We start from the raw sequence: 14,103 nt of genomic DNA, 5'->3' as shown, positions 1-14,103 counted from the left end.
AAGAGCGAACCAGACGGCCGAGCGTTAGAGTTTGGTCATGAAGCCTCGATGGAAAGCCTACGAGTACAGCTACCGTATCCATTGGTCACCGGGCGAACATGGCTATGTCGCCTCGGTGGCGGAGTTTCCGACGATGCAGTCGACCCCTGCGACCACACCCCACGCCGCGCTCGACGCCCTGCTGGCGACGGTGGAGCAGAGGTTGAATCAACTTGATATCAATGGCGATCCGCGACCCCCGGTCCTCGGGCTCAGTGGATTGGCCAGCTGAGGCACCCGCAACCCGGGCGTGGGCTTGCTTCAAGCGGGCCCACGCCATACAAATCTCACTGCGCTCAACGACGAGGTGGTGACGACCTCATGGCCCTCGACTTCCCCGATACCGCAACGCTGCATACCGTTCTGGCCCAAGCGCTTCGGGCGCCCTCGATAGGCAATTCACAACCGTGGCGTTGGCGGATCAGCAATCGCGCTCTACATCTCTACGCCGACCCTGACGTCCAGTTGCCCAGTTCCGATCCTGATGGGCGTGAACGGATCATCAGTTGCGGAGCGGCACTTCACCATTGCGCTGTGGCATTGGCGGCGGCGGGTTGGCATGCGCAGATCAGCCGGTTCCCCGATCGAGCGAACCCCGACCATCTCGCCGAGATCCGGCCATTTCGCGCTCAGCCGACCGAAGCCGATATCGCTCTGGCAAAGGCGATCCCGCGGCGGCGGGCCGACCGACGCCCCTACGGCCAACGAGCCATCCCTTCGGTCGCCATTGCGAGTATCTGTGCTCGATTGAGCGAGACGGGCGTCATCGCCCGCGAAGTAAGGTCCGTACCCAGGTTGCGCCGCATCGTGGCCCAGGCGATTCACCAGCATGCTACCGACCCCGAGTATCTGGCTGAGTTGGAGAAGTGGACCATCCGCGCGTCTTCAGCGACGGCTGGCGAATGGGGCGGCGGGGATACCGCATCTGAAGGTTCCGCGGACAACGGTCCCGACAACGCGGTCATCCTCGCGTTGGGCACCGCCAACGATCGGATGCTCGCGTGGCTGCGGGCCGGGGAAGCGAGCAGCATGGTGCTACTCGCGGCGACGGCGGCCGGCTTCGCATGCTGCCCGCTGACCGAGCCGTTGGAGATCGCCGAAACGCGTGATGCGGTTCAGCGCGAGGTGTTCTCCGATCAGGCGTCCCCGCAGATGTTGCTGCGGGTCGGCTGGGCGCAGTGCTCCGGCGCGCCGTGTTCGCCGACCTCGCGCCGCCCGATGGCCGATGTCGTCAGCTACGTGGACGGGACCAGATTCGACTAGCCACTGCGCACGGACGCCGGCAGCGGCGAAACGAAATGCAGCGCCTGGTTGAGGTTGTCCCGCGCGTGGCTGGTCAATCCCTCGCTCAACTCCCAGTGGTAGCCGCGGATCGCCAGCAGGTAGGCCTCCGGGATCCGGCCGAAGCACTGCCGCGCAGTCGCCAGGATCGACGGCACCGACAGCGCGTGGGAGGTGAAGGTCAGATCCAGCACCGGTTCCGGACGACTGATGGCGAACGACTCCACTGACCGATCCTTGGTGGCGTCGACGAAAAGGACCCGCGAGAACCGGTTTATCAGATCGGCGTCCTCGAGGTTGAGTTGGTAGGTTCGCCGCAGCCCGGCGCCGGTTTTCCGGCAGTCCCCTTCCAGCTGATCGATGAACGCCCACCCCAGTCCGTCGTCCTGACGTCCGCAGTTGCCGATCCCGTAGACCAGCGTGTCCGGGCTTCCGAGCAAATCAGCGGGAAGGCGCAGCATTTCAGCGGGTTCGTTCATTGATCACCCGTCCACGGGCGTCGACCACGGACACGGTCAACGGCATCTGCCCCAAGGCGTGGGTGGCGCAACTCAAGCAGGGATCGTAGGCGCGGATGCCGACCTCGACGGCGTTCATCATGCCTTCGGTGATCTCCGTCTTACCGCCGAGGTAGTCCTCGGCGACGCTACGCACGGTCCGATTGAGCACCTGGTTGTTCTGCGTCGTGGCCACGATCAGGTTGGCGAACGTGACGTTTCCCTGCCGGTCGGCGCGGTAGTGGTGCAGCAGCGAGCCGCGCGGGGCTTCCACCACACCGACTCCCTCGCCGATCCAGGCGTCATCGCCCGGTGTCACCAGCAGGTCGTCCTTGCAGATATCGGGGTCGTTGAGCAGATCCCTGACCACCTCGGCAGCGTGGATGATCTCGATCGTCCTTGCCCAATTGGTGTGCAACGTCGAGTTGTTGGCGCGTCCACCGGTGTAGGCGTGGAACTTCTCGAGCGCCTCCGCGGCGAGTGGCGTCGACAATGTGTTGGTGACGTTGAGCCTGGCCAACGGTCCCACCCGCACCGACCCGGCATCACGGCCCAGGTCGGTGAGATATGGGAATTTCATGTAGCTCCACTTCTCGACGCCTTCGGAGAAGTGCTCGAGATAGTCGCGGTAGTCGAACTCGCGCACGGTGTTCTTGTCGTCGTCGACGACCTTGAGCCGGCCGTCGTAGTAGTCGACGTTGCCGTCGTCGTCGACCAGGCACATGTTGAGGGCGGGAACTTTGGCGAAACCGTCAACCTCGGCGCGATGCTTGTCGTGGAAGTCGTAGAACATCTGCAGGCCCAGCTGGGCATCTTCGATGACCTCGTCGACCGACGACAGTCCCTCCTCCCCACGCAGGAATCGCGCCACATCGGCCGTGGTGAGGCATTTGTTCACACCTCCCGGGACCGAGGAGATACCGTGCATGCGCTTCCCGAATACGGCCTCGATGACTTCCTGTCCCCATTTGCGCAGCCGCACAACACGTTTGACGAGCTCCGGGTTGGCCTCGATCAGTCCGATGAAGTTGCGCTTCTCGGGGGCGGCGTCGATCCCGAACAGCATCTCGGGAACTACGAGATAGAAGTACGCGGTGACATGCGATTGCAGCATCTGGGCGTAGTGCCCCAGCCGGCGCATCTTGACCGCGGTCGGGGTGAGCCGGGTTCCCGAGCCCGGCCCGACGCCAATCAGGTCATCGAGGGCCTTGGCGCCGGCCAGGTGGTGGCTGACGAAGCAGATCCCGCAGATCCGCTGCATGAGAACCGGTGCTTCCCAGTACGGATGGCCCTGGATGAACTTCTCGTAGCCGCGGAACTCCACCACGTGCAGCTTGGCGTCGGTGACGTTGTGGTCGTCATCGAGCTCGATGACCACCTTGCCATGCCCTTCGATCCGGGTGATCGGGTCGATGACGAGTGTCGTTGCCACGGTGGACGTTCCCCTAATCGAAGTGGTTGAGAGACGTGGGCAGATCGACCGGCCGGCCCGCGATCAGGTCGTCGAGCACGTCGAGTATCGCGTCTGGCTTCGGCGGGCAGCCCGGGACGAAGTAATCCATGTGGACGACCTCATGACACGGGTAGACATTGTTGGTCAGGATCGGAATGTGGCGGTCGTAGGGAACCACCGGCACCGCGCCGGCCGGAGCGGTCGGTGAATTGGTGTATGCCTCGGCAAGACAATCGGTCAGTCCCGCCAGGTTACGCAGCGACGGCACACCGCCCCAGATCGCGCAGGCGCCGACCGAGATCAGGACGTCGCAATTCTCCCGAAAATGTCGCAGCGTCTCGATGTTCTCGTCGTTGGCCACTCCGCCTTCGATGAAGCCGATCGCACACCGCTCCGGGATGCGTTTGATGTCGGTGAACGACGACCGCAGTATCGTGATCTTGTCGAGCAGCCCGATCATGCGCTCGTCGATGTCCAGCAGCGACAGGCTGCAGCCCCAGCAGCCGCACAGGCTGATCATCGAGACCTTGATCTTCTCGGCGCGTTTGGCGGCCAGATCCGGATCCAGCGGGGTGGCCGGAAGTTCATGCGAGGCAATCTCGTTGGCGTCCGATGCGGTCACTGGACTGGCCTCCGTGATGGTTCGAGCGCGCGGTCACGTACCGATTCGACCTCGTAGCGCCGCTGGCCGATGGGTTCGTCGTAGCCTTGGCCCTTCTCCAGGATCGTGCCGACCGGGCAGATGTCGACCGCCTCCCGGACCTGCTCGGGGGGCATCTTGTCGGCCAGGGCGGCGTCGATCTCGATGCGGGCGTCGGTGCCGCGGCCGTGGATGCTGAAGATCTTCTCACCGGTCTCCCGGTCACGGATGAACTCGACACAGCGTTGGCAGAAGATGCAGCGGTCGCGCTCGAGCCAGATGGTGCTCGACGCGTGGTCGGCGACCCGCTCGGGGAACTGATAGGGGAAGCGGGACACCATCATGTCCACTTCGTAGCCGACGGCCTGCAGGGTGCACCGGCCCGACTTCTCGCAACTGGGGCAGTTGTGATTGCCTTCGGAGAACAGCATTTCGACCAGTGCCTTGCGCGCGTCGACAACGTCTTGGGCGTTGACCTCGACCCGCATTCCGTCGCTGACCGTGACCGCGCACGCGGCCGTGATCGAGCCGTTGACCCGGACCGAACACGCCCGGCACGTGCCCAGGGCCGGATGCTCGGGCAGGTAGCACAGCGTCGGAATGTAGACGCCGGCCTCGGCGGCGACGTCGACGAGCGTCTTACCTTCCTCGGTGATGACGGCGACGCCGTCGATCTCGATGCGGATGCTCACAGCGTCTCCTGCGGTGCTAGTTCGGCGACGGCCCTGGCGTAGCCGGTCAGTTCTGCCACTTCGTCGAACGACGACAACAGGTCGCCGTCGTTCTGGCTCCGGAGTCTGGCTTCATAGATTTCCGGGAATTTCTTCAGGGTGGTCAGAATCGGGTTCGGAGAGGTGGCGCCCAGCCCGCACCGGCTGGTGTGGGCGACGATTCCGCCCCAGGTGACCATGTCGTCGATATCGGTCCGGGTGGCCCGGCCGGCGACAACCAGGCCGACCTTCTCCCGGAGTTGAACATTGCCCGCCCGGCAGGGCACGCAGATGCCGCAGGACTCGTCGACGAAGAACTGCATGAAATCCGCGACGATGTCGAGCAGGTCGCGGTCGCGGTTGAAGACCATGAAGGAGCCATTGCAGGACAGGTCGTCGTAGGCGAGCTTGCGGTCGGCGTCGGCGGCCACGGACAGCATCTCACCCGACGGTCCACTGATCTGTACCGCCCGAGGGTCCTGCGCACCCACCAGGTCGAGCACCTCGGCCAGCCCGATCCCCCACTGGACCTCGTAGATCCCGGGGGCGGCACAGTCTCCGGCGACGCTGAGCAGCCGGGTACCGGTCGACCCGGGCACGCCCATGGCGGCGAACCAGGCGGCACCTTCGGCCATGATCCGGCTTGCCGCGGCGAAAGTCTCGACATTGTTGACCACTGTCGGCATGCCCAGGAATCCGTGTTGGACCGGGAATGGCGGCTTGAGTCGGGGCGTTCCCCGTTTGCCCTCGCAGGACTCGATGAGGGCCGACTCGTCGCCGCAGATGTAGGCGCCCGCACCGAGCTGGATGCGGATGTCGAAGCCCTCACCGAGCGCACCGTCGGTGCGCAGCTCGGTCAGCTGGCGCTCGAGATAGTCCTGCAAGTAGGCATATTCGGCCCTCAGGTAGAGGATTCCGGTGTGGGCGCCAACGGCGTGGGCCGCGATCGCCATACCCGCGAAGACGTCCTTGGGCGAGTTGGTCAGCAGCACCCGGTCCTTGAAGGTTCCCGGCTCGCCCTCGTCGGCGTTACAGATGATGTACTTCTCGTCTCCGGCTGCCGCCCGGCAGAACTTCCACTTGTTGCCGGTAGGGAAGCCCGCACCGCCACGGCCGCGCAGACCCGACTCGGTGATGGTTGCGATCACGTCCTCGGGATCGGTGTCACGGCAGCGGCCCACCAGTGCGGCGTGGTCGGTCTCGCCGGTGAAGAACACCGGCCCGGAAGTGTGCACGGCCGTGCGGGTCAGGGCCTCGACGTAGGCGACATCCTGAGTCGGAATAGCGGCCGGGTTGGCGATCTGCGCCGGCGACCGACCGCTCTTGAGCGCATCGACGATCTCGGTGACCGATTCCGGTGTCAGATCCGCGAACACCACGCCGTCGATCAGCATCGCGGGCTCGTGGTCACTCAGTCCGATGCAGGCGGTCTCGAACAATCCGAAGTCCGCCGACCCCGGTCCGCCGACCCGCGTACCGGTCGCACGTTCCAGCGCCTCATGCACGGCGTCATAGCCCCGCATTTTCGCAACAACATTGTTGCTCAAATAAATTCGGTAGCGGCCCGACGGCTCGGTGTGGAAGAAATGGTAAAACGTCGCGGTCTCCAAGACGTCGCCGACGGAGAGCCCGAGCCACTCGGCAATCTGCTCGGCGACACCGGCATCGAGGTAACCCGCGCCGCGCTGGACCTCCCACAGGATGTCGATGAGCTCGACGCGGTCACGTTTGCGGCCGTCGAGAACTGTCGCGATGTCGAAAGTCGTGGTCACTGTACCGCCCACTCAATCAGGGTATCGAGTTCCGTACGCAAGGGTGAACTGAAGATTTGCGCGGCAACGGTGACGCTTCATCGGGCCTCCCACCGCCCCCCGACGGGGCTGAGTGGTCCCGCGAGGCTAACACGCAACGCTGGTTTTTACCTTGTGGAGGAGGCAAATTCGCAGCGGCGCTCCGACTCACGCCCACGACGTGGACATCACCGATGGCGTCTGCGCAAACCCTGATCGGAATCCAAGCGAACTGACCGTGACCCAGAGGTAATCCCGGCCGGGCTGTAGGTTCCCGACGCGTCTGTCATTCGACTCAACCGTGACCTGCCGTGATTTGCAGCGTCCCGGGTTTTTCATGCACGATTCGTCCCGGAAATACGTCATTTATCAACCACCAGCGATTGAGCTTCGGCGCGCACCCATCGGCTGAGCCGCATTGCGGTCGGACCGACTTGGCTGCGAGTTCGCATCCCCGCTCGCGTTCACGGTGTAGTCCACTCCCAGGGGTCCAGGCATCGGGCGCCGAGCGGTTCGAAGTGTCGGGTGTTGCGGGTTACGACGATCTTGTCGGTGGCCTGGGCGACGGCCGCGATCAGTGCGACGTCGTAGGGAGCGTGCTCTGGCACGCGGTAGGCGGCCAGGATGCGGGCGGCGGCCAGGATGCGGGCGGCGGCCAGATCGAAAGCCAGTGTCCGGTGGGCGAACACGGGCAACACTTTGTTGTCGAACCAGCGCCGCAGATGCTCACCCTGGGCTGGGTCGGTCCGCTCCTTGGCGATCACGCCGCGTTCGATCTCAGCCATCGTTGTGGCTGCGATGAACTGTTCGGACACTTCAACCGAGTCCGCCCATGCCGCCACGGTCGGATGGCGTCCCGGTACGCGCAAAGCGGACACCACGTTGGTATCGAGGACGTAGGTCACAGCTCTGGGGTGCGGGCGGTCAGGCCGAGACGTTGCGGATCGAAGTCGATGTCATGGCCGGTGTCGGCAGCCAGCAGTACTGACATGGGGACATCTTCGCCCGACAGCCCCGCCGTGAGGATCGCGCGGGCTTCGGCTTCGACGGAGTGCTGGTGACGTGCAGCGCGCACGCGCAGCGCCGCCTTGGTTCCTTCGGGAAGGTTTCGGATCACGATCTGCTCCATGCGAAAACGATATCAATATTGTGATATCAAATTGATGCCCATCAGGCCCCCCGCACCTACCAGGACGTTCCACCTCCGCCACCGACCACATGCGCGTCCCACTTGGCCTTCCAATTGGACACACGGTGGACAAACCGTCTGGCACTAGGACAAATCTACTGGGATCCCGGCCGGGCATTGACACAGCAGCGATCTTGTCGTACTCATAAGACATGACTGCTGTTGTGTCTCACGAAGCAGAGGCCCGCTTCGAGCTCGCCACCCCGGAGACCTGGGGCAACCGCTGGCCGATGTACCGGGCGTTACGCGACCGCGACCCGGTACACCATGTCGTACCGGAGAACCCCGATCACGACTATCGGGTGCTGTCCCGGCACGCCGACATCTTCGCCGCCGCGCGCGACCACGAGACGTTCTCCTCCGCCCAGGGCCTCACCGTCACCTACAACGAGCTGGAACTGATTGGACTGCAAGATAACCCGCCGATGGTGATGCAGGATCCACCGGTACACACCGAATTCCGCAAACTGGTGTCCCGCGGCTTCACCCCCCGGCAGGTGGAAGCGGTCGAACCCAAGGTGCGGGAGTTCGTCGTGGAGCGCATCGAGCGGCTGCGCGCCAACGGAGGCGGCGACATCGTCACCGAGTTGTTCAAACCGCTGCCATCCATGGTGGTCGCGCACTACCTCGGCGTTCCCGACCATGACCGTGACCAGTTCGACGGCTGGACCGATGCGATCGTGGCCGCCAACACCTCCAGTGATGGCATCGGTGGCGCACTGGCCACCGTCGGCGACGCGGTCGGGTCGATGATGGCCTACTTCACCGAACTCATCGAGCGCCGCCGGCGCGAGCCCGAGGACGACACCGTGTCGCACCTGGTGGCCGCCGGCGTCGGCGCCGACGGTGATATCGCCGGCACGCTGTCCGTGCTGGCCTTCACCTTCACGATGGTGACCGGGGGCAACGACACCACCACCGGCCTGCTCGGCGGGTCGATGCCGCTGCTCGCCGAACGTCCCGACCAGCGCCGGATGCTCGTCGAGCAGCCTGAGCTCATTCCCGATGCCGTCGACGAGCTGTTGCGGCTGACGTCCCCGGTTCAGGGGCTGGCCCGCACCGTCACCCGCGACGTCGAGCTGCACGGCAAGACCATCCCGGCCGGACGCAAGGTGCTGCTGCTGTACGGGTCGGCCAACCGCGACGAGCGACAGTACGGCCCGGACGCGGGCGAGCTCGACGTCACCCGGCGCCCGCGCAATATCCTCACGTTCAGCCACGGCGCCCATCACTGCCTCGGCGCGGCCGCAGCGCGAATGCAAGCGCGGGTGACGCTGACCGAATTGCTCTCCCGCTGCCCCGATTTCGAGATCGACGAGTCGGGCATCGTCTGGGCCGGTGGCGGCTACGTGCGTCGCCCACTGTCGGTGCCGTTCCGGGTGCGCGGCTGATGGCCGGCAAGGACTGGCTGAGTTCGCGGCGCGCTGAGGTGGCCGCCGACCGCATCCTCGACGCGGCCGGCGAACTGTTCGCCCACCACGACGTGGCCAGCGTCGGCATGAACGACATCGCCCGCAGTGCGGGATGTTCCAGGGCAACGCTGTATCGCTATTTCGAGAACCGCGAGGTGCTGCACACCGCCTACGTACACCGTGAGGCGTACCGGTTGCACGAGCAGATGACCGAACTGGTCCGCGGGATTCCCGATCCACGGGAACGGCTGCTGGCCGGACTCGGCGCGTCGATGAAGCTCGTCCGCGAGAGCCCGGCATTGTCGTCGTGGTTCGCCACCACCGACTCCCCCATCGGGGCCGAGATGGCCGAACAGTCCGAGGTCATCCAGGCGCTGACATCGGGCTTCCTGCTGTCATTGCGACCCGACGACCCCGATGTCGTCCACCGCCGGGCCCGCTGGCTGGTCAGGGTGCTGACCTCGCTGCTGATCTTCCCGGGCCGCGACGCCGACGACGAGCGCGCGATGCTCGAGGAGTTCGTCGTCCCGATGGTGTGCCCCAGCGAGTCTGCGGTGGAGGCATCGAGTCTGCGCACAGATCGAGATTCATCCCCAGGATGACGCGCTGAGTGCAGAGTGGGCGGCTCAGCGTCGGGCAGTGATCCGAAGGTGTCGCCATGGCGAACATCGAATCACCCTTCATCGGGAGCGAAGCGATCGCGAGCGACGCCTTGCGCGGCCATCAATTGCGCGCTCACTATCGCGCAGTCTTTCCGAATGTATACGCCCCAAAGGGGATTGAGCTCACACTTCACGAGCGTGCAAGGGCCGCATGGCTGTGGTCACATCGGAGCGGCACCGTCATGGGTCTGACAGCAGCGAGTCTGCACGGCGCGAAGTGGCTGGATGGCAGTTTGCCCGTCGAGCTGGTGGCATCGAACGCCAGGCCACCACATGGTCTACGGACGCACGATATGCGTATCCAGACCGAGGAGCGGATGCTGTTGGGCGACTTGCCGGTCACCACCCCGCAACGGACAGCCTTTGATATCGGTCGACGCCAACCAACGCGCTCGACGGTCGCCCGGATGGACGCACTGTTGCGTGCCACGGGTATCGGGGTTGAGGAGGTAGCCGCGCTCGCCAAGCAGCATCCCGGCGCACGAGGCCTTCGCCAGCTGGAAGCTGTGCTGGCTCTCGTCGACGCCGGGGCGCAATCGCCCAGGGAAAGTTGGTTGCGGCTGACCCTGATCGATGCCGGGCTCCCGCGGCCGCGAACGCAAATTCCCGTACGAAGTGCCGACGGCTTCACGACGTACTACCTCGACATGGGCTGGGAAGAGTTGATGGTCGCTGTCGAGTACGACGGCGACCATCACCGCACCGATCGCTGGCAGCACAATAAGGACGTCATTCGCCTCGAGGAACTTGAGCGTCTCGGCTGGATCGTCATCCGGGTGCTTGCCGAGCACACGTCGGGCGACATTGTTCGGCGAGTGCGCGACGCCCTGGGTCGGCGCGCATCGATTCTGCGGTGAGCGCACTGGACCTGCCGTCAGCGTGGGATTTTCGCAAGAATCACGCAATCACCGCAGACTCGGCTGTGAGACTAGGTGCGCACCCGGGTGAACCGGTGCAGCACCCACGCCACCGGGATCGTCATGACCAGCGTGACGAGGAACAGCGCCGGCATCGACCCGGTGTAGACCGGCCACCCCAGGACTTCCACCATCGCGATCTCCATCACCACGAGGTGCACCAGGAAGATCTCATAAGAGATCTCCCCCAGCCACACCATCGGGCGGCTGGCCAGGGCGCGCGCATACCACCCTCGGTTACCCAGAGCCAGCGGCGCGACCATCAGCGTGGCGATCACCGCGTAGAAGACCGTCTTGACCAGCGCCTCGGTCAGCCCGCTCGGCGAGGTGGTGGGCTCGCCGGCGATCGGCGTGGACACGATCAGGAAGCTCACGACGGCCAGCGACACGACGATGAAGCCGTACACCCGAACTCCTATCGCACCCAACACCGTGAGCAACATTCCGCCGATGAACCAGGCCAGGTAGCCGGGCAGCCACAGCCGGGCTCCGCTGGGCAGAAAATCCGTCGTGTGCACCAGGACCATCCAGGCCGGGCTGACAAGCGCGAGCAGCACCAGCCCGGCGAGCAACAACCTCGGCCGCCACCGCCGCCGGCACACCACGACCAGCAACAGCCATGCCAGCACCGGCAGCGCGACGTAGAAAGCCACTTCGACGGCCAGGCTCCACATCTGCGTGAGCCCTTGGTGCAGATAACCGTTGAACATGTAGTTGTCGGTGTAGATCTGGGTGAGCGTGAGATTACGTAGCAGCCCGATCCAGGTGTGGCCCGGATTGGGTCCGGCGGTGCGGAAGTGGTAGATCAGGTAGGCGGCCAGCACGGTGACGACGTAGGCCGGCATGATCCGCCGCACCCGGTGCCAGGCGTAGCGACGCACCGACGGCGGCGTCTGCCCGCCGACCGCCGCGCGCACCCACGGGCCGAACAACAAATAGCCCGACAGCACGAAGAAGATCGGCACGCCGATCTCCATCCGCGAATACACCAGGCCCACAAAACCGTGCGTGTACTTGCCCGTGGTGTACGCGGCGTGGGTGGCCAGCACCAGCAGCGCGGCGACCGCCCGGATCCCGGTCAGCGAGGCGACCCGGTCGACTCCGGAGACCGCTTCCAGACCGCCCTGATCGACCTGGCCGGACGCGGTCATCGGCTCGTGCGCCGGGGCTTCCCGCCGGAGGGACGCGCGTCGTATCTCGGGTTGCCGCGGTCGGGCTTGAGATCGATCAACACACCGGAAATCCGGGTCTTCTCAAGGGCTTTCAGGGTCTGCTTGGACAGGCTGGCGGGCAGTTCGACCAGGGAGAAGTTCTCCTTGATGGTGATGTGCCCGAAATCGCTTCGATGCAAGCCGCCTTCGTTGGCCAGCGCCCCGACAATCGAGCCGGGGCCGACCTTGTGCTTCTTGCCGACCGCGATGCGATAGGTCGCCAGATCGTCGCGGGTCTTGCGCGGTGCGCGTTCACGTTCGGGACGCTCTGGGCGCTCGCGACGCTTCTCCGGCGGCGGCTCGGTCATCAGGAATTCCGCGCCGTCACGGCTCTGCAGTGCCAGCGCGGCGGCGATATCGGCCATCGGCACGTCGTTGTCGCGCTCGTAGTCCTCGATCAACCGGCGGAACATCTCGAATCCGGGAGCGTTCAGCGCCTCGCTGATCGAGTCCTGGAACTTGGCCACCCGCTGGGCGTTGACGTCGTCGACCGACGGCAGCTGACCCTCGACCAGCTTCTGCCGGGTGACCCGCTCGATCGAGTTCAGCAGGTGCCGTTCGCGCGGCGTCACGAACAGCAGCGCGGTGCCCGAGCGCCCCGCCCGGCCGGTGCGCCCGATGCGGTGCACATAGGACTCCGGATCGTGCGGGATGTCGAAATTCACCACATGCGAGATGCGCTCGACGTCCAGCCCGCGGGCAGCGACATCGGTGGCCACCAAGATGTCAACGGTCCCGTCCTTGAGCTGACTGATCGTTCGCTCGCGGACCGCCTGTGGGATATCACCATTGATGGCGGCCGCGGCGAATCCACGGGCCCGCAGCTTTTCGGCGACCTCCTCGGTGGCCTGCTTGGTGCGGACGAACACGATCATCCCGTCGCCCTGCTCCACCTCGAGCAGGCGGGTCAGCGCGTCCATCTTCCGCGGATACGACACCAGGAAATAGCGCTGGGTGATGTTCTCGGCGGTCTGGGTCTTGGACTTGACCGTCACCTCGACGGGGTCATGCAGGTATTTGGTGGTGATCTTGCGGATCCCCGGCGGCATGGTCGCCGAGAACAACGCGACCTGCTTGTACTCCGGGGTGTCGGCCAGGATGCGCTCGACGTCCTCGGCGAACCCCATCTGCAGCATCTCGTCGGCCTCGTCGAGCACCAGGTAGTCCAGGTGCGACAGGTCCAGGCTGCCCTTCTCCAAGTGATCGATGACGCGCCCGGGGGTCCCGACCACGATCTGGGCGCCGCGTTTGAGCCCGGCGAGCTGCGGAACATAGGACGAGCCACCGTAGATCGGCAGCACGTTGATCTTCAGGTGTGCGCCGTAGCGGCTGAACGCCTCGGCGACCTGCAGGGCCAGCTCGCGGGTCGGTGCCAGCACCAGCGCCTGCGTGTTGCGGCTTTCCGGGTCGATCTTGGACAGGATCGGGATCGCGAAGGCCGCGGTTTTGCCCGTACCGGTCTGCGCCAGGCCGACGACGTCGGAGCCGGCCAGCAGCGCCGGGATGGTCGCCGCCTGGATCGCCGACGGTGTTTCGTAGCCGACGTCGGCAACAGCCTGCAGCACCGCGGGGTGGATCTGCAGGTCGGCGAAGGTCTGGGGGGCGTCGTCCGGGGATGTCATCGGATCTGCAGTCTACTGCCGGAGCGTGCCGTAACCCGCTTCTGCTCGAGAAGGCCGGTACCGTCGCCGGTGTGTGGCAGCGGGCGGCGGGCAGGAGCGAAGCGACCCGGGGAACAGGGCTCACGATCGCGGTGGCGGGAGCCGTGCTGGCCGCTGCACTCGCGGGCTGCAGTTCTGGCGACTCGACGGTGGCCAAGACTCCGCAGCCGACATCGAGCGCGGTGACCACCACCGAGGCGCCCCCGCCGACGAGCGCGCCGCCGCCACCGCCGAGCAGCACGCCACCACCACCGGACCCGTGCGCGGTGAACCTCGCCGCTCCGGCCATCGCCCAGGCGGTCTCCGAGCTGCCCCGCGACCCGCGCAGCGAACAGGGCTGGTATCCCGTACCGATAGCCGGCAACTACAACGAATGCGCCCAGCTGTCGGCGGTGATCATCAAGGCCAACACCAACGCCGACAACCCCAATACCCGCGCGGTGTTGTTCCATCTCGGCAAGTACATTCCGACCGGCGTGCCCGACACCTACGGCTTCAACGGCGTCGACACCACGCAGAGCACCGGTGACACCGTCGCCCTGGCCTACGTCAACGGCCTGGGCATGCAGAGCGTGGTGAAGTTCCGCTGGAACGGCAACGGTGTGGAGCTGATCGGCAACGGCTGAGCCGTCGGTACCCGC

At 65.4% G+C, this 14,103-nt stretch carries 15 protein-coding genes; 6 read left to right on the top strand and 9 right to left on the bottom strand.

Features of this window, described 5'->3' with window-relative positions:
• Positions 1-37: 37 nt before the first annotated feature.
• On the top strand, positions 38-271 hold the full coding sequence (locus tag ORI27_RS11070) for a hypothetical protein (protein ID WP_265996874.1): 234 nt from the start codon (positions 38-40) through the stop codon (positions 269-271).
• A gap of 89 nt (positions 272-360) precedes the next feature.
• Positions 361-1,302, top strand: a complete 942-nt coding sequence (locus ORI27_RS11065) for an Acg family FMN-binding oxidoreductase (RefSeq protein ID WP_265996873.1) — start codon at positions 361-363, stop codon at positions 1,300-1,302.
• On the opposite strand, the gene ORI27_RS11060 is transcribed toward ORI27_RS11065, so the two are convergent.
• The 7 genes from ORI27_RS11060 to ORI27_RS11030 all read right to left on the bottom strand — a co-directional run bounded on the left by ORI27_RS11060 (position 1,299) and on the right by ORI27_RS11030 (position 7,527).
• Complete coding sequence (locus ORI27_RS11060) at positions 1,299-1,799, bottom strand: hydrogenase maturation protease (RefSeq protein WP_265996872.1); 501 nt, start codon at positions 1,797-1,799, stop codon at positions 1,299-1,301. The two genes, ORI27_RS11065 and ORI27_RS11060, sit on opposite strands and share 4 nt — an antisense overlap.
• Positions 1,783-3,249 carry a Ni/Fe hydrogenase subunit alpha gene (locus ORI27_RS11055; protein WP_265996870.1) on the bottom strand — a complete coding sequence of 489 codons (1,467 nt, stop codon included), beginning with the start codon at positions 3,247-3,249 and terminating at the stop codon, positions 1,783-1,785. The genes ORI27_RS11060 and ORI27_RS11055 overlap by 17 nt, the downstream gene beginning before the upstream one ends.
• 13 nt (positions 3,250-3,262) lie before the next feature.
• Entirely contained in the window at positions 3,263-3,892 is a 630-nt protein-coding gene (locus tag ORI27_RS11050) for an NADH-quinone oxidoreductase subunit B family protein (RefSeq protein WP_265996868.1), read from the bottom strand.
• Complete coding sequence (locus ORI27_RS11045; protein ID WP_265996867.1) at positions 3,889-4,602, bottom strand: 2Fe-2S iron-sulfur cluster-binding protein; 714 nt, start codon at positions 4,600-4,602, stop codon at positions 3,889-3,891. Before ORI27_RS11045 ends, ORI27_RS11050 begins: the two co-directional genes overlap by 4 nt.
• Positions 4,599-6,404: an NAD(P)H-dependent oxidoreductase subunit E gene (locus ORI27_RS11040; RefSeq protein WP_323055594.1), complete on the bottom strand. Its 1,806-nt coding sequence runs from the start codon at positions 6,402-6,404 to the stop codon at positions 4,599-4,601. The genes ORI27_RS11045 and ORI27_RS11040 overlap by 4 nt, the downstream gene beginning before the upstream one ends.
• Before the next feature lie 470 nt (positions 6,405-6,874).
• Positions 6,875-7,315, bottom strand: a complete 441-nt coding sequence (locus tag ORI27_RS11035; RefSeq protein ID WP_265996866.1) for a type II toxin-antitoxin system VapC family toxin — start codon at positions 7,313-7,315, stop codon at positions 6,875-6,877.
• Positions 7,312-7,527, bottom strand: a complete 216-nt coding sequence (locus ORI27_RS11030) for a FitA-like ribbon-helix-helix domain-containing protein (RefSeq protein WP_265996919.1) — start codon at positions 7,525-7,527, stop codon at positions 7,312-7,314. Before ORI27_RS11030 ends, ORI27_RS11035 begins: the two co-directional genes overlap by 4 nt.
• Before the next feature lie 224 nt (positions 7,528-7,751).
• Here ORI27_RS11030 and ORI27_RS11025 point away from each other — a divergent pair, with 224 nt between their 5' ends.
• The 3 genes from ORI27_RS11025 to ORI27_RS11015 are packed head-to-tail and all read left to right on the top strand — an operon-like array spanning position 7,752 to position 10,530.
• Positions 7,752-8,990, top strand: a complete 1,239-nt coding sequence (locus tag ORI27_RS11025; protein ID WP_265996864.1) for a cytochrome P450 — start codon at positions 7,752-7,754, stop codon at positions 8,988-8,990.
• Entirely contained in the window at positions 8,990-9,613 is a 624-nt protein-coding gene (locus ORI27_RS11020) for a TetR/AcrR family transcriptional regulator (RefSeq protein WP_265996863.1), read from the top strand. The genes ORI27_RS11025 and ORI27_RS11020 overlap by 1 nt, the downstream gene beginning before the upstream one ends.
• Before the next feature lie 56 nt (positions 9,614-9,669).
• Positions 9,670-10,530, top strand: coding sequence for an endonuclease domain-containing protein (locus ORI27_RS11015; RefSeq protein ID WP_265996862.1), 861 nt, complete (start codon positions 9,670-9,672; stop codon positions 10,528-10,530).
• A 71-nt stretch (positions 10,531-10,601) separates the two neighbouring features.
• Here ORI27_RS11015 and ORI27_RS11010 read toward each other — a convergent pair whose 3' ends face one another.
• A complete protein-coding gene (locus tag ORI27_RS11010) occupies positions 10,602-11,741 on the bottom strand; it encodes an acyltransferase family protein (RefSeq protein WP_265996861.1) in 1,140 nt (379 codons plus the stop codon).
• Positions 11,738-13,423, bottom strand: a complete 1,686-nt coding sequence (locus ORI27_RS11005) for a DEAD/DEAH box helicase (RefSeq protein WP_265996860.1) — start codon at positions 13,421-13,423, stop codon at positions 11,738-11,740. Before ORI27_RS11005 ends, ORI27_RS11010 begins: the two co-directional genes overlap by 4 nt.
• On the opposite strand from ORI27_RS11005, the gene ORI27_RS11000 reads away from it, so the two are divergent.
• Positions 13,417-14,088, top strand: coding sequence for an LppP/LprE family lipoprotein (locus ORI27_RS11000; RefSeq protein ID WP_265996858.1), 672 nt, complete (start codon positions 13,417-13,419; stop codon positions 14,086-14,088). The two genes, ORI27_RS11005 and ORI27_RS11000, sit on opposite strands and share 7 nt — an antisense overlap.
• The last annotated feature ends 15 nt before the right edge of the window (positions 14,089-14,103 follow it).

This window comes from Mycobacterium pinniadriaticum (assembly GCF_026242045.1).
Classification (GTDB): Bacteria; Actinomycetota; Actinomycetes; order Mycobacteriales; family Mycobacteriaceae; genus Mycobacterium; species Mycobacterium pinniadriaticum.
The sequence above is the reverse complement of the archived record's forward strand: the minus strand, read 5'-3'. Positions and strand labels throughout refer to the sequence as shown.